Raw genomic sequence first — 23168 nt, 5'->3', positions numbered from 1 at the left:
GATGACCAATGGTACAGAGTTCGTAGAAAAAGGGATACAAGACTATGAGAACAGGTTACAAGAACAAAAAAGAAAGCAACTTGAAAAAATGGCAGTGCAGTTCAATATGCAGCTAGTTCCTGTGTAAAAAGAGAATGTGTCCTCAGGATAGTAGTGGAAACCCCGGAATGAAGCACCGCTTCTATCAGCGGTGCGGAATGAGGAGTTGGAACGGATAGCGCGGGCCGCAGGCAACGCCCAAATCATTCTGAACCATGATGCGCTTGATTAAAGGATTCCACGATTCATAAAGCATCAAGAAATCATAAAATCCCATAAATCATGGTTCAGACAAAAATTGATTGCAAGCCGGAGACGCAAAATATTGCGTCTCTACAAAAAATCCTGTCCAATCTTTCAATCGCTAAATCCTGTCTGTAGTTAATTATTGTTAATTATCCCGCATAAACTTTTACCTTTAGGGCAGGTTTGTTATTTTCGCAAACTATGGTGATAGCTATGAGCCTGTTTGGTCTCATACCTGCCTGCCGGCAGGCAGGTCTAAAATCTTACATCTCATATCTAAAAATATGGAAGAATTCGAAACAAGCGCATCGGCCAGGAAAACCAAAACGATATACATTTCTACCGTTTTTGGTATTGCCATGGTTTTATTGATGATAGGGCTGCTGGGGCTGATATTGGTGAAAGCGAATAACCTCTCGCGCTATGTAAAGGAGAACATCGTGGTAAATATTTTTATGGACGATGCCGCCCACGAAACCGACGTGCTGCAATTTCAAAAACAACTGGAAGGCAACCCCATGGTGAAGCAAACCCAGTACGTAAGCAAGGAACTTGCCGCGCGCAACCTGCAGAAGGACCTTGGCGAAGATTTCGTGAAGTTCCTGGGCTATAACCCGCTGTCGCAATCGCTGGATGTGTACCTCAAGGCCGATTACGCCAACAATGCCGGCATCGAGAAATTCAAAGCCGAGCTGATGAAGAACCCCTTGGTGAAAGAAGTAAAATACCAGCAAAGTTTGGTTGACCAGATGAACCAGAACCTTAAATCCATCATCCTGGTGATACTGGCATTCGCCAGCATATTCGTGGTGCTATCGGTGGCGTTGATCAATAACACCATCAGGCTGGCCATCTATTCGCAAAGGTTTTTAATCAAATCGATGCAATTGGTTGGCGCTACGAAAGGTTTCATCCGCAAGCCGTTTTTGCTTTATGGTATATGGCATGGCCTGTTAGGCGGCTTGATTGCTATATTGATCCTTATCGGCACGCTTTACCTGGCTTACCAGCAAATACCCGATCTGGTTATCCTGCGCAACTATACCGAGTTTGGCATCGTGTTCCTGGGGGTTATCGGCATCGGCGTCATCATGTCGGCCGTGAGCACTTACCTGGCGGTAAACAAATTCCTGCGCCTAAAAATATACGACCTTTACAGGTAGTTTATTAGTTCACAGGTTCATTAGTCATTAGTTCATTGGTGTAGCTGAATCAACAAATCAGCCACTAATTCAATAAATCATTATTCAAAAATTGCTCATTCACTAATTAATAAAATGGCACAAGTATCAAAACCGGTTGCCCCGGCTAAAACAACCGCTCCGGCAAAAACACAGCCGGTAAGTACCGCCCCACAGGCGCAGTTCGTATTCGGCAAAGAGAACTACCTTTGGCTTATCATCAGCATTGCTGTAGTAACCTTAGGTTTCGTACTGATGAGCGGCAAAACAGATATTTACAGCACCACTAAAATAGTGATTGCCCCCGTGGTAGTGCTGGCAGGCTTTGGTTTAGGTTTTTATGCGATCCTAAAAAAACCAACCGCTAAAGCATGAACGATCTTTTACACGTAATTGTATTAGCAATAGTTGAGGGTATTACCGAGTTTTTGCCTGTATCGTCCACCGGGCACATGATTATTGCCTCCTCTATAATGGGTATCCAAAGCAATGATTTTATAAAGCTGTTTACGGTAGCCATACAGTTAGGCGCTATACTTTCGGTAGTGGTGCTGTACTGGAAACGTTTTTTCCAAACCCTCGATTTTTATTACAAACTGTTCGTCGCCTTCCTTCCGGCGGCTGTCTTCGGCTTGCTGTTCAGCAAAAAAATCGACGAGCTGATGGAGAGCGCCCTAACCGTAGGCATCACTTTATTTATTGGCGGTATTATATTGCTGTTTGTTGATAAATGGTTTAACCAACCCGATGTTAAAGAAGAAAAAGAGATAAGCTATTTAACTGCCCTTAAGATCGGTCTCTTCCAGTGCTTATCTATGATACCCGGCACCTCGCGTTCTGCCGCTACCATCGTAGGTGGCATGAGCCAAAAGCTGAGCCGTAAGGCTGCTGCCGAGTTTTCGTTCTTCCTGGCGGTGCCTACTATGTTTGCAGCAACTGCCAAAAAACTATTCGATTTCATTCACGACGGCCATGTTTTTACCGGCGAAGAAATAAAGCTGCTGGCCATTGGCAACGTAATCGCCTTTATAGTGGCTTTGCTGGCTATAAAAACATTCATCACTTTCCTGGAGAAACGCGGCTTCCAGTTATTTGGCTGGTACCGTATTTTGGTAGGCGGTATTATCATTATCCTGATCCTTACCAAACACGACCTGCAAGTTATATAAAGCCCTCTTAATAATATTTACTGATAGCGATGCGCCAAAAGCCATCGCTATTTTTTTGGTGGCTATTGGTCTGAACTCGAATTTTATGAAATTTATAGAACTTTACAGAATTAATGAATAACAGCAATGTGAGCACAAATTCTGGCTATTCTCAAAATTCCTTAAAATTCGAGTTCAGACACTTACCTTTGCCGCTTAAATTCTTACATTGAGCACTACTTCTTTTACCAATATACAGCAATTTGCCGATGGCCAGCTTTTGCTGGTAAACAAACCCTACCAATGGACCAGCTTTGATGTAGTTGGCAAACTGCGCAATGCCTTTAAGCCCTTAAAGCTAAAGGTGGGCCACGCCGGCACGCTGGATCCTCTGGCTACCGGCCTGCTCATCATCTGCACCGGCAAAATGACTAAGCAGATAGATACCTTCCAGGCCGAAGAAAAGGAATACACCGGCACCATGGTATTAGGAGCCACCACCCCCACCTACGATTTGGAGAGCGAACCGGAGATTAAATTCGATACCGCACACCTTACCGATGAACAAATAAGGGCCGCCTGCGCGCAGTTTACCGGGGATATACAGCAGTACCCGCCGGCCCACTCCGCCATAAAAATTGATGGCGAACGCCTGTACGAAAAGGCCCGCCGCGGCGAGGAAGTAGAGCTGCGCCTGCGCAACGTTACCATTACCCAATTTGAGATAACCCGCATAGAGCTGCCCGAGGTTGATTTTAGGGTAGTGTGCAGCAAGGGCACTTACATCCGCTCGCTGGCGAACGATTTTGGCGTAGCCCTTAACAACGGTGCCTACCTATCGCGCCTTTGCCGCACCCGCAGCGGTAATTACCATATAGAAGATGCACACGAAGTATTGGAATTGGTAAATACAATTAGGGAATTAAAAAGTGTTGGTTCGATAAGCGATGCATCAATTACGGGTCATTAATTTTGAGGGACAACAAAAACGTTTCTCGTTTAGGCTTTCTGCGGTTACATTTGCGCTAACACTACTATGAAGATTTACCATCACATCGATGAGTTCGTTCCAGTAAAAAATGCCGTGGTTACCATTGGCACGTTTGACGGCGTGCATATCGGGCACCGCAAAATCATTTCGCGCTTAAAAGAATTAGCCACAGCATCTGATGCGGAAACGGTTATCCTTACTTTTTTTCCGCATCCGCGGATGATACTACACCCCGAAGACGAAAACATCAAGCTCATCACCACCATTGCCGAAAAAGCTACATTGATGGAGCAGCTGGGGGTTGACCATTTGATCATCACCCCTTTTTCCAGGGACTTCAGCAATCAGAGTGCCGAAGAATACATCCGCGACGTGCTGGTGAAGAAAATTGGCACCAAAACCATCGTAATCGGCTACGACCACCGCTTCGGCAAAGACCGCAAAGGCGGGCTGGAAGATTTGCTGCGCCTTGCGCCCGAATACGGTTTCGAGGTGTTGGAAATACCCGAGCAGGATATCAACGATGTGGCTATCAGCTCTACCCGCATCCGCACTGCCCTGCTCGATGGGGAGATTGATATTGCTAACGAATGCCTGGGCTACCCTTTCTTCATCACCGGCAAGGTTATCCGCGGCGACCAATTGGGCCGGCAGCTGGGCTACCCTACCGCCAACCTTATGCTGGAAGAAAAGTATAAACTTATCCCATCAGACGGCATCTACGCCGTGCGCGTAAATGTGGAAGGCAAGGACTACAACGGCATGGCTTACATAGGCCACCGCCCCACGGTTAACGGCATGACGCGCAACATCGAGGTGAATATTTTCGATTTCAATCGGGAAATTTACAATAAGCAGCTCCGTATGGAGTTCCTTCACTTCGTCCGCGAGGATATCCACTTCGCATCGCTGGATGAATTGGTGGTGCAGTTGGGTAAAGATAAAGAAGATGTACTGGCCCTGCTGATTCTGGATAAACCGCAGTTTAATACCTAGGGCAAGGGCTACAAATAAATGGACAACGACAAATCTGCCCCGGTAATACTGCAAACAAAACAACACTTCCACATCCTCGACGGTTTAAGGGGCGTAGCAGCTTTATCTGTAGTTACCTTTCATTTTATGGAATGGGCCTATGGTGATTACAGTAAGGATTTCATAGGGCATGGTTTCCTGGCTGTAGATTTCTTTTTCTGCCTTTCGGGCTTTGTTATCGGGTACGCGTATGACGACCGTATAGGAAAAATGGGCGTGCTGGAATTCTTCAAATCGCGCATCATCAGGCTGCACCCGCTGGTTATATTAGGATCGGTATTGGGCCTGATGGCCTTTCTGTTCGACCCTTTTGGCGGCCACCCCGAATTATACAGTGCAGGCAAAATTGCCCTCACCTTTATCTGCTCGCTGCTGCTCATACCCCTGCCCGTAATAGCCGACCGTGGCTTTAACCTGTTCAGTTTCAATGCACCGGCGTGGTCGCTCTTTTGGGAATATATTGCCAATATTGCATATGCCTTCGTCCTTTGTAAAATAAACCGGCGCTACCTGCTGCTTCTAGCCATTTTGGCGGCGCTGGGTATTTGCCTTGTGGCCTACCGTTCGGGTAATTTAATGGGTGGCTGGAGCGGCCCAACCTTTTGGGATGGCAGCGCCCGTATAACCTATTCCTTTTTAGCAGGGCTGCTTATTTACCGCGCCAACTGGATCATCAAAAACAAGTTGGGATTTATCGGCATAGCCATATTGTTGTTCCTGGCTTTTGTGATGCCCTTTTCTAAGTGGAACTGGTTGTCAGAACCTTTGGTAGTACTCTTCTACTTCCCTTTGCTGATAGCCCTGGGCGCAGGGGCTACGTTAACGCCCGGCTTAAAAAAGATATGCATCTTCTCGGGGGAAATATCCTACCCCTTGTACATGACGCATTACGCTGTGCTGTGGATGTTTGGCAACTATTATGGCAGCCATAAACCGGGCACCTGGCAATTGGCGCTCATCATCATCACCTCATTGATACTACTAGTGAGTGCGGCGTACCTGGTAATGATAATTTACGATATCCCGGTAAGGAAATATTTGAGCCGGAAACGTAACGAAAAGCTTGCCGCAAAAATGCAGGATAGCGTATCTAAAACTGCAGTTAAATAAAAATAGCGATGGGCAAATCCATCGCTATTAAAAACTTCTGCTCCCCCTTGCGCCACCGCTATAGCTAAGGCGACACGCGGTTAGGGGGCCATGCCGCTAACCCCTCACCTCAAATCGCTCCTTTAAAAACTCCCCGGTAAAGCTATCTTCTTTTTTAATCAAATCTTCTGGCACGCCCTCGAATACCACGTTACCGCCGCGGTTGCCGCCGCCCGGACCGATGTCTATCACCCAGTCGGCGCATTTTATTACGTCCATATTGTGTTCTATCACGATGATGGTGTTGCCATGATCCAGCAGGGCATCGAATGATTTCAGCAGCTTCTTGATATCGGCGAAGTGTAGGCCGGTGGTTGGCTCATCGAATATAAAGAGCGTTTTATGCGTGTTATTGCCTTTCACCAGGAACGATGCCAGCTTGATGCGCTGCGCCTCGCCGCCCGATAGGGTATTGGATGATTGCCCTAACTGCACATAACCCAACCCCACATCAACCAGTGGTTTTATCTTGGCCAGTATTTTAGGCTCTTTGCCGAAGAACTCCAGTGCTTCATCAATAGTGAGCTCCAATACTTCGGATACGTTCTTTTCATTATAAGTAACATCCAATATATGCTGCTTGAAGCGTTTGCCGCCGCAGGATTCGCAGGTTAAAAAGATATCAGCCATAAACTGCATTTCTATCTTCACTTCGCCTTCGCCCTGGCAAACATCGCAACGACCACCTTCTACGTTGAAGGAGAACGCAGATGGCTTCAGCCCCGCCGCTTTGGCCACAGGTAGCGCTGCATACAGGTTACGTATCTCATCCCAGGCTTTAACATAAGTGACCGGGTTTGAGCGGGATGAACGACCGATGGGGTTTTGGTCAACCAATTCAACTTGTTCTATTTTTGCTATATCACCGTCGAGGCCGTCGAAGCTGCCGGTTTGCTCGCCGTTGTAGTTGCCCAATGCTTTCTGCAGTGCAGGGGCCAATACGCGCTTTACCAAACTTGTTTTACCCGAACCAGATACGCCGGTTACAACGGTAAGCACACCCAGCGGGAATTTAGCATCTACATGGTTCAGGTTGTTCTCGCGTGCGCCTTTAATCTCTATGTAATCGTTCCATTTGCGGCGATGAGCAGGGATTGCGATTGACTCGCGGCCGCTGAGGTATTTGCCGGTAAGGCTGTTATCATCTACGATAATCTGCTCATAAGTGCCGGTGAAGATGAGGTTGCCGCCATGCGTACCCGCTTCGGGGCCGATATCGATGATATGGTCCGCGGCCTTCATTATTTCCTCTTCGTGCTCTACTACCAATACCGTGTTGCCTACATCGCGCAGCGATTTTAACACCCCAACCAAACGCTGGGTATCACGCGGGTGCAAGCCGATGCTCGGTTCATCTAACACGTAAACCGAACCTACCAGGCTGCTGCCCAAAGAGGTAGCAAGGTTTATACGCTGCGATTCTCCGCCGGATAAGGTATTGGAGAGGCGGTTAAGGGTGAGGTAGCTGAGGCCTACATCATTTAAAAATTGCAGGCGGTTGTTAATTTCCAGCAGCAGTCGTTTGCCTATCTTAACATCGGTAGGGCTAAGGTTAAGGCTACTGAAGAATGCCAACGCGGTATCCAAAGGCATCAATACGATATCCGTAATCGATTTGCCATCGATTTTTACGTACGATGCATCCTTGCGCAGGCGGCTGCCTTTGCACTCGGGGCAGGTGGTTTTGCCCCGGTATCGCGATAGCAGCACCCTGTACTGTATCTTGTAGGTTTGCTCCTCCATCTCCTTAAAAAAGTCATCCAACCCACGGAAGTATTGGTTACCGCTCCATAGCAGTTGTTGCTGCTCGGGTGTAAGTTGGTTGTATTGGCGGTGGATAGGGAAGTCGAATTTTATAGAACTTTTCACCAGTCTGTCGTTCCACTCGCGCATCTTTTCGCCTCGCCAGGGGGCAATGGCACCTTCGTAAACGGTTTTGCTTTTATCGGGGATAACCAGGTCCTCGTCTATACCGATAACCTTGCCGTAGCCTTCGCAACGCTTGCAGGCACCATAAGGATTATTGAAGCTGAAGAAATTTGGCGATGGCTCCTCGAAACGAATGCCATCAAGCTCGAAACGGTCGCAGAAGAAACGCTCCTGCTCTACAGCCCCACCTAAATCCTCCCCGGTAGGGAGCACTTCAGAGGATTCGGGCAATTTATATCTTACATAGCAATCACCCTTGCCTTCAAAAAAGGCAGTCTGGATACTATCGCCAAGGCGGCTGATGGTTTCGTCCTCGTCGTTTTTAATCACACGGTCTATAACGATGCGCAATGCATCGTAGGTAGTAGTCTGCGAGTGGTCGGCTTCGGACTCTGCGGCAACTTTTTTGGTTTTTGCTTTCCCTTTTACCTGCTCCACTTCGCCTTTTGCGCCGAAAGCGGTATTATCGATACTGTCATCTTCCAGCATGCTCTCTATGCGGTTCAGCTGACCATTGTACTCTACGCGGATAAAACCTTTCTGCATCAATACCGCCAGCTCCTCTTTAAGGCTGCGGTTGTTGTGCGGATGCAGCGGGCAAAGGATGGTTACCTGCGTATCTGTAGGCAAGCCCATGATAAAGTTGATAACATCGGTAACGCTATCTTTTTTTACCACACCGCCCGATACGGGCGAAATAGTTTTGCCTATGCGCGAAAACAGCAGCTTAAGGTAATCGTATATCTCGGTACTGGTGCCCACGGTAGAGCGTGGGTTGCTGGTAATTACTTTTTGCTCAATAGCTATAGCAGGCGCAATACCTTTGATATAATCTACGTCGGGCTTATTCATACGGCCTAAAAACTGGCGCGCATAACTGCTCAGGCTTTCTACATACCTGCGCTGCCCTTCGGCGTAAAGGGTATCGAACGCCAACGATGATTTGCCCGAACCCGACATGCCGGTGATAACCACCAGCTTGTTCTTAGGGATGGCCACATCCATATTCTTGAGGTTGTGCACCCTGGCCCCTTTTATGATGATATGTTTCTGCGGGTCTTTTTCGGCTTCTTCGATCATATTTATGCGTTCATAGTTGATGGCTCATGGATAATGGTTAAGCACTGAAATTTAGTTGACAGGCGATTAAACCTTCTTGATAATCAGCGTCTAAACCATAATAACCAAAGAGCCATTAACTGATATTTTATTTGTTTTTTGGGCTATTAACTATGATCTATAAACCATGAACCGTGCCCAATCGCAAAAATCCTAAAATATTTAGCTTTTTCCAAATGGGTTGTACATCAATATAGCGATAATGTAGTGTTTGGGTGAATACTTGCAATGGGCTGACATGGGTTTAAAATGATGATGGCATGACATTGCACCCCCTTAAAAAATATTTGTTTTTATTTCTAAGATTATTATATTTGAGGGTAACATTTTTTAACCCCTAAAAGAAACGCTATAGACACAACTCTACTCAATAAATAACGATAAAGATTTTAATTTAGTTTATTAGTAGTTTCTATGGATTTTCAATTGAAAAGTGATCAGGATCTAATCCATCTCTATGTCGGCGGTGACGAAGCAGGGCTTGTAGAGCTCATCCGCAGATACCAAGCCAAAATTTATACTTCTATTTACCTGCTCGTTAAAGACGAAGCACTGGCCGAAGATATTTTCCAGGATACGTTCATAAAAGTTATTAATACGCTAAAAGCCGGCAAATACAACGAGGAAGGCAAGTTTTTGCCATGGGTAACCCGTATTGGCCATAACCTGGTGATAGACCATTTCCGCCGCGAAAAACGTGCGCCTATGGTAAGCAACGGCGACGACTTCGATATCTTCGAGGTGCTGGGCAATTACGATGAAAGTGCCGAGGACCGCCTGGTGCGCGAACAAACCCATAAGGATCTAAAATCGTTGATACAGCTGCTACCATCAGAACAGAAGGAAGTGCTGATTATGCGCCACTTCGGCGATATGAGCTTCAAAGAAATTGCCGATGTTACCGACGTTAGCATCAATACCGCCCTTGGCCGTATGCGCTACGCACTGAACAACCTGCGCAAGATGATGCAGACCAAAGAGTTGAGTTTGAAAAATTGAGGATTAGCCATTTGGCGAAACGATAAAACGCGATGGGATACCTGTAATGGCATTTCCATCGCGTTTTTTTTGCGTAGTGGGAACAACTCTAGCTACCCACCTTATAAAAAAACAATATCCTGCCATATTATGTGTGGCTTTAATTTGGAACGCTGCGTCTAAAAGAAAATCATGACCGACAGAATTGAAATAAAAAATATTGATGATTGGAATTCACTGTTAGCGAAAGCTGCAAATGGAGACAGTGAAGCGCAAAACGAAGTTGCTTCGTACTATGAAGACGGTTTAATAATTAACAACGCAATAATTGTTGAAATTGATAAACAACTAGCATTTAACTGGACCAAAAAATCATACGAAAGTGGCGATATACAAGGAATTGAAAGGTACGCAAACTATCTATGCGATGGAGAATACAAATATTGTGAAAAGGATGTTAATCTGGCAATGCAGCTTTACGAAAAAGCTATGGATGCTGGTTCGGGTACCGCGGCATACAATTTAGGACTTGAATACAGGAACAAACAAAATTTTGGAAAGGCGTTTGAACTTTACTCAAAGGGAAACCAATCAGAACTCACAACCGGTCTGTGTTATTATTACGGTATTGGCATAGAAAAAGACAAAGTTAAAGCGTTGGAATTTTTTAACGCAGTCAATAAAGGCTACAATACAGAATACGATATCAACGAAGCTAATTTTTTGATAGGCAAAATGTATTTAGACGGCGATGGTGTTGAGCGCTCAATTGAAAAAGCAAGGTACCATTTGGAACTTGCGGATAATGACCGTGATCATCGTTCAGCACAAGAACTCTTAATAGTTATTGGTCGCCGAAAAATGATAAATTAAATACTCTGCCAAAGTAGCGGGGAGCAGGAACGAACTGCCGACCGCATACCAGCGGATATGATCTTACGCACTAACCACCTGAGCCATCGAATTTTGTTTTGATTATGCCCCGTATGAAGGCCTGCCGAAGAAGTTTCAAGTTGTACCTATGTTGCCCCCCAAATTAAGAAGAGCGTCAACTAACCCCGTTCAATTACCCTGTACGGATACTTCTGCCAGTTTTGGGTTCCCGAAATAGCAAACTTTAATTCCCTAACCCATTCACCATATTATTGTTAATTGCGATAGCCTAATTGCTTGCATAAAAGCGTTCGCGCATTTTTTTCAAATACTTTGCAGCCGGTTTTTCTATTACATAATAAGTTATTGTACTAAACGCTAATGTTCCTATAGCTACGTAGCAAAAGCTAATAATTAAGTAGTTGTTAAGGTTAATGCCCAGTATTTTTAATACTTTATCAAAGGATTCAATAAACAAAAAGTGATTTACATATAACGAATAGGATATAAGGCCTAAAAAGTAAGCAGCTTTACTGGATAAAAACCGATTGATCATATTTCTTTCTGTTATATAAACGATAAAAAAGGGCATCGAAAGGATGATCAAAATGTCCGTCTTTTTAAAGAAAAGCAAAACAAATAGCGGAATGGCTAAGTATTTTACAAACACAACTTGTTGTTTTATTCTTTCAAAACTCAAATAGGCAAAAATACCTAATAGGTATGCTGCAATAGTCCGTAAAAAGCTAGCCGGACCCCGGGTGAATGAAATTACCGGATAAAAACCTTGATTTTTATATAAATAATAATAATTACCCCAGTTTAAAAAAGCATTCCTAAAAGTGCATATCGCTATAAATATGATAACTGATGCCATTAGTAGCATCCAGGCTTTGTTCCTAATTTTCCATATAAAATAAAACGCTATTGGAAAGAAAAAATAAACAACCCATTCGTTTGTTAATGACCAGCCTGGTGAAATCAGGGAGTCGTTTGAAAAATGAAATATCCCCTGTAATAAAGTTAAATTTACAATAAGGCTTTCAAAATCACCGGAATGAAAAAGGAGAAAATACAATAGCGTTACAACGATATATAAGGGAAATATCCTGGAAAATCGCTTATACATAAACGCTTTATAATCACTTTTAGATAGATGATTATTAAAGTTGGCTGATGATGTTAAACTTAATAAAAAGCCACTTAGCACAAAAAATAAATCGACCGATAGATAACCATGACCAATAAAAACCGCCAAATAATCGTTAATCGGCAGCGGTTTTTTATGAGAAAACACCCCATACCAATGGAAAATAATTACATAAACAGCAGCCAAGCCACGTACACCTGTTAAACTCTTTATTTCATTTGTGCCCATAGGTTTTGAACATTGGCGAGTTTAACGCGTAGACGGTAAACATAATCGTAATAACAAGAAAAGCCCCTTTTTCAAGGGGCCTTCTGCCAATGTAGCGGGGAGCAGGATCGAACTGCCGACCTTAGGGTTATGAATCCTACGCTCTAACCATCTGAGCTACCCCGCCGGGTGGTTATTTTCAGCACTCGTTTCAATGAGTACTACTTTTCGGAATATATTTCGATGCTTCCTGAAAAAGGTTTGCAAATATAGCAGAAATTAGTTTTCTTTAGAAAAAATGTTAACATTTACATTTTCACCGGTTGCTAACGATTAACCCGCCCATGTCCGAGAAGAAGAAATTCAATTTAGAATACGAGATAAAATCCTCTCCCAGAATACTGTACACCTTCCTGAACGAGGCTAACGGTTTATCGCAATGGTTTGCCGACGATGTTACCGTGCGCGACCAGATTTACACTTTTACATGGGACGATGAGAAGCAAAACGCCAAACTCGTTGCCATTAAAGAGAACAAACTGGTGCGTTTTAAATGGGTAGACGATGAACCGCAAACCTATTTCGAGATGGAAATCATCCAGGATGAGCTTACTAACGACGTGGCCCTGGCTGTTACTGATTTTGCCACGCCCGATACCCTTACTGAGCGCAAGCAGATATGGGATAACCAGGTAGATTACCTCATAAGCGTGCTGGGCGCATAACCCCTCCGTAATTTTCTGTATTTTTGCGGCCTTGATAACAATATGCACCAATAATTGCAGTTATGCATATGCAGTTGCCGTGCTGCCGAATTTGCCCCGATGAAGAAAATACACCTCCTGCTGCTCAAATCATTCATAAGGCCGTTTATCGTTACCTTGTTCATTGTGATGTTTGTGTTGCTGATGTTGTTTTTGTTCAAATACATCGATGACCTCATCGGCAAGGGCTTCCAGTGGTATATCATCCTGGAGCTGATGATGTACAACTCGGCTACCAACGTAGCTATGGCGCTGCCCCTATCGGTATTATTATCTTCTATCATGACCTACGGCAGCCTGGGCGAAAACTACGAACTGGTGGCCATTAAATCGGCAGGCATTTCTTTGCGCCGCGCCATGTACCCCATGATGGTTGTTGTGGTAATCCTGAGCATCGCCGCTTTCGCCTTTTCCGATTGGATGCTGCCTCGGGCCAACCTCAAATACTACTCGCTGCTGTATGATGTACGCAAACAAAAATCGGCTGATTTATTGCCCGAGAATATCTTTAGCAACCGATTCCCGGGTGCCTCTATCCGCGTAAAACGGAAGGATAAAGACGGGCAAACGCTGCACGACATCATGATTTACCAGCGCGGCGCCCTGCAGATAAACCATATCGTAACCTTCGCGAAATCGGGCCTGATGTACCGCACAAAAGATGACAAATTCCTGGTTTTAAGGCTTAAAGACGGCGTTCGTTACGAAGAAACCCCTAGCGATAATAATTACTTTCAACGCCAAAAGCTCACGCGGTTCCGATTTAAGGAAACCGAGCAAAAGTTTGACCTCTCGGATATAGGGATTCACCGTACCGACCAAAACGAGTTCAGGAGCGCATCTATGATGATGAATCTGAAGCAATTAGATCATTATGTAGATTCGGCAAGCCGTTACGTAGATAGCACCGTAAACACCAACTATACGCTCATCAGGCCCTATATCAAATATTTTGCTGTGCCCGATAAGTGGGCAGCTATAAAGCATGTTGCCCCTGCCGATAGCAATATACTGAATACCGTAAACGAAAAGCTTAACTCGTACAACAACGCCGCTATTGAGGTAAAGCAACTGCAGGATGTGCTGCGGAACCGTACCGACAGTTATAAGGATTCGTCCAAGAGCATCCGCCGCTATATCATGGAATACCAGCGGAAGTTCACGCTCGGCGCGGCCTGTATCGTATTATTTTTGATTGGCGCGCCACTTGGTGCCATCATACGCAAAGGGGGGCTTGGCCTGCCGGTGGTGGTATCGGTAATCTTCTTTTTAATTTATTACATCATCGGTACCATAGGCGAAAAATCGGCCAAGGAGGGCGACCTCTCTCCTATTGTTGGCGCCTGGATAGCCATTGCGGTATTGTTCCCGATAGGGCTTTTCCTCAGTTATAAGGCCGCTACCGATTCGGCTGTATTTGATATGGATCTGTACAAACGCTTCTTTAAACGCTTCCGTTTACGCAAGGCAAAGCAGCCCGTATAGTTTTACAAATTACCGACTGTATTCATTCAATTATCATCTAACTTTGTTGCGCCCCCCCGTTTATAGTTTTTAAGCACTTCGGGGCATCCATAAATATGCATACTTTGCTAAACACCATACCCGAAGCGATAGAGGCCATCAAGGCTGGTAAAACCATCATCGTAGTAGATGATGAGGATCGCGAAAACGAGGGCGATTTTTTAACCGCTGCCCGCAACGCAACGCCCGAAACCATTAATTTTATGGTACGCCAGGGCCGCGGGCTGGTTTGCGCGCCCATCACCACCCGGCGCGCCCGCGAGCTTGAGCTGGAGCCCATGGTGAGCCACAACACCACCTCGCATGAAACGGCCTTCACCGTTTCTGTAGATTTGCTGGGCCATGGCTGCACCACAGGCATATCTGCTACCGACCGCTCGAAAACAACCCTCGCGCTGATTGACCCGGCCACCAGACCCGAAGATTTGGGTCGCCCCGGGCATATATTCCCTTTGATTGCCAAAGATGGCGGCGTGCTGCGCCGTTCGGGCCATACCGAGGCGGCTATAGATCTTTCTGTTTTGGCCGGGTTTGAGCCCGCCGGCGTTATCTGCGAAATAATGAAGGAAGACGGCGATATGGCCCGCCTGCCCGAATTGCTGGAGATTGCCAAAGAATTTAACCTGGTTATTGTATCTATAAAAGATTTGATTGCTTACCGCCTGGACACCGAATCGTTGGTGCGTAAGGAGGTATCGGTAAAAATGCCCACCCAATGGGGCGATTTCGACATGATTGCCTACACCCAGCTGGATACCGGCGAGAATCACCTTGCCCTTGTAAAAGGTGAATGGCAGGTTGGCGAACCTATAATGGTGCGCGTGCACAGCAGCTGCGTTACCGGCGATATCTTCGGCTCCTGCCGTTGCGATTGCGGGCCGCAATTGCACAAAGCCATGGAAATCATCAGCAAAGAGGGTAAAGGAGTTATTATTTACATGAACCAGGAGGGCCGCGGCATTGGCCTGGTAAACAAGCTTAAAGCCTACCACCTGCAAGAGAACGGGCTGGATACCGTTGAAGCCAACATAAAGCTGGGTTTCGGCATGGATCAGCGCGATTATGGCATCGGCGCGCAGATATTGCGTAGTCTGGGTATATCTAAAATGCGCCTGCTTACCAACAACCCAAAGAAACGTGCGGGGCTAATTGGCTATGGTTTAGAGGTGGTAGAGAACCTACCGATAGAAATCCCTTCTAACCCGCATAACGAGGCCTACCTGCGTACCAAACGCGATAAGATGGACCACGCCATCATGCGCGAACATTAATCATCTGCGCCGTCGTCTGCGTCTTTATCATCAGGCGCGGTATTGGTAACTGTTGGCGCCATGGTTGCTGCAGGTACGGGCAGCGGCGTAGTCGGTGTTTTATTTCTCCGGCTCTGCCTGAAAATATTGCGGAAAAACTCGCCGATAGTATCAAAATCGCGTTGGTAAACCAAACCTATACCGTTTACATATTGTACCCCCAGTTGGTCGTTTATGGAATTGAGCGTAGTGCTGTTGAGCGCGCGGTACGAGTACCTTGCGCGCAGGTTGCCGTCTTTCCGTATCAGGTACTGTATTTCAAAATCTTTATTCAACGTGCGGAAATCTGAATTGAACAGGCTGGTACTGCTGTTAAAGATATCGCTGGTGCCGGTGTTAGAGTAAAAGCTGCCGTTCAGCAGTAACCGTTCGTTCAAAAACCTGAAGCCTAAGCTGGCATCGTTAAGCGAACGTATGTTCAAATCGAAATTTTTGATGTTTGATTGCGATATGAAGTTATTGAGCTTATTAAACGCAAACTCGCTTACGGCCTGGGTTGCTGTGCCCACTACCTGGTTGGTTAAGTTATTGCCCGTGCCCGATGCAAAATTGCGCCGCACAATAATGCTTAGCGCCTGCTGGCTGCGATTATTATTATCGGCCAGGTAAGTACTCAGGTCGTCTTTTATAGAGGGGTCTACCGGGAAGTTGAAGTTGAAATCGATAGTAGGTTGTATCAGCGATTTGCTTATGAGCAATTCTGCCTGCACCAATACCTGTTTTGCGCCATAGGGCGAGGTTAAGCCCGCCGCGTTGTACAAGGGGGCAATATCGGTACGTACCTCGTACAAAGCCTTTAAATTAATTTCGGCATTGGCGGGGTTGCCCGTCCATCTGATGGTGCCCCCCTGGCTCACCACGAAGTTCTTGCTGATAAAATCCTTGGCCGTAAATTCGAATTTGCCCGAGGTGATGAGGAAATCGCCAAACATCTCGAAATCGCCGAGGCTGTTGATCTTCAACTGTAGGTTTTTTGCCTGCCCGGTGCCTTCCAGCACGCCGTAATCGGTACTGATGCGCACAATGGTCTTCTCATCCACCGTAAGATCGAAGTTGAGGGTAACGCCATTGAAAGCGTTTACTTTGGCAATCACTTTACGGGTGGTATCGTTATGGTCTACGAATTTAATGAAGTCGTAATCGGCCGCGGTAGAAGAGGTGTTTAGCGGGATGTTGAAAATTGTACCAGCCTCGGTGCTGGCCGTTATATCAATTTTCATGTTATCCACCGGGCCTTTGAAACTGAAGGTACCCGAGCCATACGCTGTACCGTAATACAGGTGGTTATCTTTAAAGGTTGTATTAAGCGCCAACAGGTTTCGGGCTTCCAGCGTAATATCTATAGTGGGGTTTTTGATGTTATTGAGGTCTACCCTTCCGTTGGCTGTACCTGTTCCGCCTTTAAAATCTTTCAGCACCATGTTATCTATGTTGATAACGCTATTGGCCATGCTTAGCTTATGCGTTACGGTGTAGGCTGTTTTGAGGTAATCAACTGTAACGCCTGTGTTGTTGAGGGTAAGGTCTCCATTCAGCTCGGGGCTGGATGGAGAGCCTGACAGCTTGAGGTTGGCAGATACCGTTCCCTTGAGGTCGGATACGAGCCCTTTTACGAATGGCTCGAAGATGACGGCCTCGGTATGATCCATTTTTACGTCGAAATCGAGGTTGTCGCCTGCATCGTGCCCAAGCGTATATACGCCCGAAAGGTTAAGCGTTTCTAAACCATGGTGGGTAATGTTTACCTTAACATCGGCTTGTTCGCGCTCGTTATCCAGTTTCGACTTTACCTTTACATCACCCACCAACGTTTTGTTCATAATGAGCGAATCGATGGTGAGGTTGGCATCCACACCCGGTTTTTTAATAACCGACGAAAACACCACATCGCCGTTCAATGCGCCCTGCAGCAACACACCCGATGGCTTGGTAAGCTGGTTAAGGGTAGCCATGCTGAATTTTTGGAAGGTTACCTTAAGCTCATCTGCCGGGTTATCGGATATAAATCCGTTTATCTTCACTTTTTGCACGCCGTTGGAAAGCTCGAACCCCGACACCTGTGTTTTGCCATCAAGCAGGCGGATGCGTACCTGGTCTTGTATTTTCCAGTTCTGTCGCTCAAGCACCACATCCGATGGCAGCAATTTTAGTTTAGCAGTGGTATCGCGCCCAAACTCAACCAGGCCGTAAAGGTCCAACTGGTTGGTTGCATCTTTATCAGATAGCTTAATGTTGAAGTTGAGGCTATCGTTTTTCAGAAAGTTGGCAATGTTGATGTTTTTAATGTAGAGGCTATCCGTAAGGTCTATCCTGTTTAAGGATACGTTTAGGCTCAGCATATCGTCGCTGGTGCTTTCATCTATGATGAAATCGTGAAAAACGATTTTGCCCAGCTTTATCGTCTTTATCAAACCGCTAAGGGTGGCTGTTTTATCGTTTGAATTGAACTTGCCCACAAACGTACCCTGGTCGGGTATCTTCAGGTCGGGCCTGAAGATGGCCAACACCGGATCGAGGTTTTTCAAAGTCAGGTTAAAATCGAAATTCTGCGGCTTGGGCTGGGTAATATCTGTTTTTAACGACGGGATATACTTTTTGGCAATGGTTTTGAAATACGATGGCAGGGTAGCCAGGTTAAAGCTCCCTTTGATGCTGCCATCTGCCACGTCTGAGTGTAAGGAAATAGTGCGGGCATCACCCTTTCCGCTTGCGTTTATGGCGACCGTATCCACCACATAACTCTGCCGCGGGTCGGTAATCCTGATGCAGGTAAGCAATATGTGTCCGTCTAAATTCTCCAGGTTGTTGCCCGAAAAGTTGGTATTTAGTTGCGATGTAACCGTAACGGTATCTTTTATCAGTTTCAGCTCGCGCAGGCGGGCGTTATCTACGTTGCCCGTAAAATCAAAAATGGGCAGGGTGGGGTTCAGGTTAACACTGCCGGCAATGTCCAGCTTAACGTTCTTGTCTTTAATAGATAGCTTACCGGCGGCTATCTTTTTGATAAAGGTGCCGCTGGTTACCAAATTGCTATAATTATAGCCTTTATAGCCAATGTATTTTATTTTGGCGTTGCCCTTTACGTTAAGGGTTTTCAAATCATCGCCACTGCCGCTTAGGTTGCCTGAGAGGGTAGTGCGGCCGAGATCCTTATTATCCAGCAAACTGCCGAGGTTAAAATCGGTAGCGGTTATCTTGCCACTGTAGCTTGGGTCGCCCTTTTTATTTATTTTAAGGTTGATGTCCGGGTCGAAACGGCCCAAGGCGGTCTTGAACGTGCCGAAGGCAACAAAGTCATTTTGCAAACCGGTAAACCTACCGGTAAAGTTTACGTTGCCGAATTTGCCTACGATGGCCGGTATCTTTGCCGTGGGCTTGCCGGTGAAGTGGCTATACAGGTAATCCAGATCCTTCCTGTTGGTAGCCACCTGGTCGAATTTCAACTGCAGGAAAGTGTTCTCCCAATCGGGCAGGCCCGTGAGGTTAAAATCGCCTTTTACAAAGGTGGCCTGGCCGGCCGTTACAGTAAGGTTTTTTGCCCGCAGGTTATTCACCATGCCCTTTACGCGCCCATCAACTCCCAGTTCGAAGTTTATTTTGCCCAGCGAAGTGGTGAAATAGGTAATATCCTTTGATGACAGGTGCGATTTTTTGATGTCGGCATCCATGGTAATTCGGTTCTCGAAATCGTCGAAATCATCGAACGATTTGAACCTCATCTTAAAAAAGTTGCTCACCCTGGAGTTTGGGGTCGCTATAGCCAGGTTCTGCAGCAGTATCTGTGTAGTATCTATAGTGGTATTGGCACTGAAGTGGTTTACCTTAAATCCGCTTTTCTCCTGTAAGGTAAGCCCCGCAACATCGGCTTTAAAGAGGTGGTTCTTCAAATCCATGTTGTTTACCACTACGCTGAAGTGCTTTACGTCCAGGTCATCGAAATTAACACCGTTTATTACCTTGCTCCGCAATTGATTCTTATACCTGAAATGGAAGTTATTGAGAGCAATCTTCTGGAAAGTTAGCGACCAGGGCTTGCTCACCGTTTTCTTGGTGGTATCGCCGCCCGAGTTAAAATAATCTATAATGAATTTAAGGTTGGTGGTGCTGTCCTTTTGTTTTTTAAGGTTGATGCTGCCATTATCCAACTGGATTGATTTAAAATCGATCACCCGCCTTTTGATGCTATTAAATATGGAAAAGCCGCTAAGTTCTACGGATAACTTTGGCGTGCTAAGCAGGGTGTCCTGTTGCTTATCCAATACGTAAAAACCCTCCAGCACTACCGATTTAAATGGTACTACGTACAGGCTTTTGATATCAACCTTGGTATTGAGCTCTTTGGACAAATAAGCGGTCGCTTTTTTTGCTGCCCAGGTTTGCACCGGCTTATATTGGAATAGTATTAACACTATGCTGACAAACAGCAATAGGATCAGCACGATGCTTAACGCTATTTTGAGTAGTTTTTTAATAACTTTGTATTTAATTAAAAATTCAAAAGTAAAAATTCAAAAACGGATAAAGTGTTTTACTTCTGAATCGATTTATTAACCCAGAAGTAGGTCGCTCTTTTTCTGACTTTTGACTTTTGATTTTCTACTTTGTAAAGTGCCTGTAATATTAGCAATCGAATCTTCTTGTGACGAAACCTCCGCATCCATTTGCGTAGACGGCCGCATATTGAGCAATGTTATTGCCAACCAAACCATACACGAAGCTTACGGAGGCGTTGTGCCCGAGCTTGCGTCCCGGGTTCATCAGCAAAACATTGTACCCGCTGTGCAACAAGCCCTATTAAACGCAAAAGTAAACAAAAATGATATTGATGCGGTAGCTTTTACACGCGGGCCGGGGCTTTTAGGTTCTTTATTGGTTGGGGTATCGTTCGCCAAGGCTTTTGCGCTGGCAAAAAACCTGCCGCTTATAGATATCAATCACATGCAAGCGCACATACTAGCGCATTTTATTGCCGATGAAAAGCCTAAGTTCCCCTTTCTGTGCCTCACGGTATCGGGCGGGCATACGCAGATCGTTCTGGTGAAGGATTACTTCGATATGGAAATCATCGGCCAAACCTTAGATGATGCCGCCGGCGAGGCCATGGATAAAACCAGCAAGATATTGGGCCTGCCCTATCCCGGCGGCCCGTTAATTGATAAAAACGCCCGCAACGGTAACCCCGATGCTTATAAATTCCCCGAGCCGCAGATACCCGGGTACAACTTCAGTTTTAGCGGACTTAAAACGGCCATCCTGTATTTCATCAGAGATAACGTGGCCAAAAACCCAAACTTTATAGAGGAGAATATGGCGGATATCTGTGCATCGGTAGAGAAGCGCATTGCCACCATCCTGCTCAATAAACTAAAACGCGCCGCCCAGGAATACGGCATCAAAGATATTGCCTTAGCGGGCGGGGTATCTGCCAATACCGGCCTGCGCCAGGGGCTAACTAACCTCTGCGCCGAAAAAGGCTGGAACTGCTTTATCCCTAAATTCGAATACTGTACAGACAATGCCGCTATGATAGCCATTGCCGGTTACTATAAATATCTGAAAGGCGAATTTATAGGGCATGAAGTAGCGCCGATGGCGAGGATGCCATTTGGTTGATAGTTCATGGTTGATGGTTCATAGTAAAACCTTGCTTCGACTTTCAACTATCCTCTATAAACCATCAATTATGAACTATGATACCTCAACCATGATTCATTGACTATGAACCATTAACTATCAACTTAAAACTATGACCGCAGCATCGTATATCTTCTGGGCAATATTCGTATTGCCGCTTATCGCATTTTTAGTATGGGTTTTGCGCCAGGACAAGCGCAACGGCAAAATAGGCTTGTACGTTTTGGCCGCCATAGTCATCGGCGTAATTATTTATATGAACTGGCGCCACATGTTCCAGGCGGGTACTAATGCCGGGGACGCGAGCAGCCAATAAGAGGCCTGCCCTACGGAGGCGAAATGATTGATTCAGCAAAATAGCGAGGAGCACGAGGGGAGCCTTTGTAATTATATAATTACAAAGGCGGGTAACGCTTCAATGGTTTTTGCCTGGCACTTCTGAAACTGATAATTTCTATTTGCTTTGTTGCCCGGTTGAGCCGATAAGTTATTACGGTAAGCTTATTGATTGGCCCCCTGCGTACGTTTTCTTTTCTTGCTGTTCTTTGAAGTATTTCCGGAAATTGAGATAGAATCTCAAAAAAGCGATCGGTTTCGTTTATAAAACGTATTATTTCTTTTTCTGTCCAATTCTCTGATAAATAATTAATGATTTTATCAAAACCATTAATAGCCTGTTTGGTCCAGATTATTTTGTACGCCATTTATCGTACTTTCTCATAACTTCCTCATGCGGAACAGTCTCGCCTCTGTCAGCCTGTGCTAAACCTTCTTCTATATCGGCTTTTTCTTCGTCGGTTATCTGGTCCCACCAATCTTCCTGTTGTTTGTTCTTGAGCTCGAGAACGCTCTCTATAACCGCAGGTTCATCAACCTCTGCAAGCCATTTTATTAAGTTTAATTTTTCTGCCTGGATGTCCATACTCAAATATACAAATATTCGCTCCTACTTCAACACATCCCACTTCTCAATCTTCCTGTACGGTTTGCTAAAGAAATCGCCTATTACCTGGTTAAACACGTCGCGGTAGTATATTGGGGTAGAGTGCCCGGAATTAGGCAATATCCACAAATACGATTGGGGGATATTTTTGGCAATCAATAGGGTGTGCTCGGGTTGGATAACATCATGGTCGCCGCCTATAACTAATGTAGGGCAGGCAATTTTATGCAGGGCTTCGGCTTTGATATGCGGTTCGTAGCTAAGTAGGTGCAACAGCAGTAATTGATCTTTTATCTCCCTTGTTGGGTTCTTCATCCGTTTTACCGAGTCGGCACCAATCACGTTCTGTTTCAGGATAAAATCTTGTACGTAAGGGTAAACTGCCGTGGTATCAGGCCAGAGGTTGGCACCGGTTACGGCCAGCATTTTTACTTTATCGGGGTTGCGCATAGCTAACAGCAGGCCCTCTATACCGCCGTCGCTCCATCCTATCACATTGGCATTTTTGATATTTAGTTTATCCATCAGCGCGTTCAGGTCGTCGCTCAGCATTTCATAGCTTAACGAATCCTTATCGTTGTTTGATTTCCCTTGCGCACGGCTATCGGCCAATATTACCTGGTATTTTTTGGCGAAGTAGGGTATCTGGTACCTGAAGTCTTTTATAGAGCCGCCATTGCCATGGATGATGAGCAAGGGTTCGCCTTTGCCGTACACCTCATAGTACATCTTCATACCGCGTATATCGGCATATTTGCCTACTGCTTTATTGTTGCCGTAGGTTACGGTATCTAATTTAATGGTTTCTTTTTGCTGCGCAAACGCATGGATGGCGGATAGCGCCAATAAAACGACAAAGAAGAGTTTAAGGGCTTTCATGTGAGTGGTTATGTTGGCATAAAGTTATAAATTTATGCTGATTGCGCATTATTTTTTGATGGTTCATTT

At 45.5% G+C, this 23168-nt stretch carries 19 protein-coding genes and 1 tRNA gene; 13 read left to right on the top strand and 7 right to left on the bottom strand.

The genetic code is table 11. The features are described 5' to 3' along the window. Window positions 1–569 precede the first annotated feature (569 nt). The 6 genes from AC1DYT_RS04570 (at window position 570) to AC1DYT_RS04545 (ending at window position 5750) form a co-directional block, all read left to right on the top strand. Window positions 570–1448 (top strand): cell division protein FtsX, encoded by an 879-nt coding sequence (locus tag AC1DYT_RS04570; protein WP_477468467.1) that lies wholly within the window; start codon window positions 570–572, stop codon window positions 1446–1448. A 114-nt stretch (window positions 1449–1562) separates the two neighbouring features. After that, on the top strand, window positions 1563–1841 hold the full coding sequence (locus tag AC1DYT_RS04565) for a DUF3098 domain-containing protein (protein ID WP_477468466.1): 279 nt from the start codon (window positions 1563–1565) through the stop codon (window positions 1839–1841). Then, window positions 1838–2635 carry an undecaprenyl-diphosphate phosphatase gene (locus AC1DYT_RS04560; RefSeq protein WP_477468465.1) on the top strand — a complete coding sequence of 266 codons (798 nt, stop codon included), beginning with the start codon at window positions 1838–1840 and terminating at the stop codon, window positions 2633–2635. Before AC1DYT_RS04565 ends, AC1DYT_RS04560 begins: the two co-directional genes overlap by 4 nt. Before the next feature lie 208 nt (window positions 2636–2843). Continuing rightward, complete coding sequence (truB, locus tag AC1DYT_RS04555) at window positions 2844–3584, top strand: tRNA pseudouridine(55) synthase TruB (protein WP_477468464.1); 741 nt, start codon at window positions 2844–2846, stop codon at window positions 3582–3584. Window positions 3585–3650: 66 nt separating this feature from the next. Further along, window positions 3651–4601, top strand: a complete 951-nt coding sequence (locus AC1DYT_RS04550) for a bifunctional riboflavin kinase/FAD synthetase (RefSeq protein WP_477468463.1) — start codon at window positions 3651–3653, stop codon at window positions 4599–4601. Window positions 4602–4619: 18 nt separating this feature from the next. Next, window positions 4620–5750: an acyltransferase family protein gene (locus AC1DYT_RS04545; protein ID WP_477468462.1), complete on the top strand. Its 1131-nt coding sequence runs from the start codon at window positions 4620–4622 to the stop codon at window positions 5748–5750. A gap of 96 nt (window positions 5751–5846) precedes the next feature. Here AC1DYT_RS04545 and uvrA read toward each other — a convergent pair whose 3' ends face one another. Further along, window positions 5847–8798, bottom strand: coding sequence for an excinuclease ABC subunit UvrA (gene uvrA / locus AC1DYT_RS04540; RefSeq protein ID WP_477468461.1), 2952 nt, complete (start codon window positions 8796–8798; stop codon window positions 5847–5849). Window positions 8799–9251: 453 nt separating this feature from the next. Here uvrA and AC1DYT_RS04535 point away from each other — a divergent pair, with 453 nt between their 5' ends. Both AC1DYT_RS04535 and AC1DYT_RS04530 read left to right on the top strand, forming a co-directional pair. Next, window positions 9252–9836, top strand: a complete 585-nt coding sequence (locus AC1DYT_RS04535; protein WP_133229196.1) for an RNA polymerase sigma factor — start codon at window positions 9252–9254, stop codon at window positions 9834–9836. Window positions 9837–10007: 171 nt separating this feature from the next. Continuing rightward, window positions 10008–10688, top strand: a complete 681-nt coding sequence (locus AC1DYT_RS04530) for a tetratricopeptide repeat protein (protein WP_477468460.1) — start codon at window positions 10008–10010, stop codon at window positions 10686–10688. Between the two features lie 289 nt (window positions 10689–10977). Here the strand turns inward: AC1DYT_RS04530 and AC1DYT_RS04525 are convergent, their stop codons facing one another. Further along, complete coding sequence (locus AC1DYT_RS04525; protein WP_477468459.1) at window positions 10978–12066, bottom strand: acyltransferase family protein; 1089 nt, start codon at window positions 12064–12066, stop codon at window positions 10978–10980. Window positions 12067–12158: 92 nt separating this feature from the next. Next, window positions 12159–12232 (bottom strand) — tRNA-Met (locus AC1DYT_RS04520). A gap of 157 nt (window positions 12233–12389) precedes the next feature. Between AC1DYT_RS04520 and AC1DYT_RS04515 the strand changes: the two genes are divergently transcribed. From AC1DYT_RS04515 to AC1DYT_RS04505, 3 genes are all read left to right on the top strand, one after another. Then, window positions 12390–12770, top strand: coding sequence for an START-like domain-containing protein (locus AC1DYT_RS04515; protein WP_477457162.1), 381 nt, complete (start codon window positions 12390–12392; stop codon window positions 12768–12770). A gap of 99 nt (window positions 12771–12869) precedes the next feature. Beyond that, window positions 12870–14294 (top strand): LptF/LptG family permease, encoded by a 1425-nt coding sequence (locus AC1DYT_RS04510; RefSeq protein WP_477468458.1) that lies wholly within the window; start codon window positions 12870–12872, stop codon window positions 14292–14294. Window positions 14295–14389: 95 nt separating this feature from the next. Then, on the top strand, window positions 14390–15604 hold the full coding sequence (locus AC1DYT_RS04505) for a bifunctional 3,4-dihydroxy-2-butanone-4-phosphate synthase/GTP cyclohydrolase II (RefSeq protein WP_477457160.1): 1215 nt from the start codon (window positions 14390–14392) through the stop codon (window positions 15602–15604). Here the strand turns inward: AC1DYT_RS04505 and AC1DYT_RS04500 are convergent. Beyond that, window positions 15601–20082: a translocation/assembly module TamB domain-containing protein gene (locus AC1DYT_RS04500; RefSeq protein ID WP_477468457.1), complete on the bottom strand. Its 4482-nt coding sequence runs from the start codon at window positions 20080–20082 to the stop codon at window positions 15601–15603. The two genes, AC1DYT_RS04505 and AC1DYT_RS04500, sit on opposite strands and share 4 nt — an antisense overlap. A gap of 169 nt (window positions 20083–20251) precedes the next feature. Between AC1DYT_RS04500 and tsaD the strand changes: the two genes are divergently transcribed. Together tsaD and AC1DYT_RS04490 are read left to right on the top strand one after the other, a co-directional pair. Continuing rightward, window positions 20252–21256: a tRNA (adenosine(37)-N6)-threonylcarbamoyltransferase complex transferase subunit TsaD gene (tsaD, locus tag AC1DYT_RS04495; protein ID WP_477468456.1), complete on the top strand. Its 1005-nt coding sequence runs from the start codon at window positions 20252–20254 to the stop codon at window positions 21254–21256. A gap of 133 nt (window positions 21257–21389) precedes the next feature. Further along, window positions 21390–21593 (top strand): hypothetical protein, encoded by a 204-nt coding sequence (locus AC1DYT_RS04490; RefSeq protein WP_477468455.1) that lies wholly within the window; start codon window positions 21390–21392, stop codon window positions 21591–21593. Between the two features lie 79 nt (window positions 21594–21672). On the opposite strand, the gene AC1DYT_RS04485 is transcribed toward AC1DYT_RS04490, so the two are convergent. The 3 genes from AC1DYT_RS04485 to AC1DYT_RS04475 are packed head-to-tail and all read right to left on the bottom strand — an operon-like array spanning window position 21673 to window position 23099. After that, window positions 21673–21981 carry a type II toxin-antitoxin system RelE/ParE family toxin gene (locus AC1DYT_RS04485; protein WP_477468454.1) on the bottom strand — a complete coding sequence of 103 codons (309 nt, stop codon included), beginning with the start codon at window positions 21979–21981 and terminating at the stop codon, window positions 21673–21675. Next, the gene (locus AC1DYT_RS04480) at window positions 21966–22199 is read right to left on the bottom strand and encodes a hypothetical protein (protein ID WP_477468453.1); all 234 of its coding nucleotides are present in this window, start codon (window positions 22197–22199) and stop codon (window positions 21966–21968) included. Before AC1DYT_RS04480 ends, AC1DYT_RS04485 begins: the two co-directional genes overlap by 16 nt. Before the next feature lie 24 nt (window positions 22200–22223). Beyond that, a complete protein-coding gene (locus tag AC1DYT_RS04475; protein ID WP_477468452.1) occupies window positions 22224–23099 on the bottom strand; it encodes an alpha/beta fold hydrolase in 876 nt (291 codons plus the stop codon). Between the last annotated feature and the right edge of the window lie 69 nt (window positions 23100–23168).

Source organism: Mucilaginibacter sp. P1_D10 (assembly GCF_056406215.1).
The sequence above is the reverse complement of the archived record's forward strand: the minus strand, read 5'-3'. Positions and strand labels throughout refer to the sequence as shown.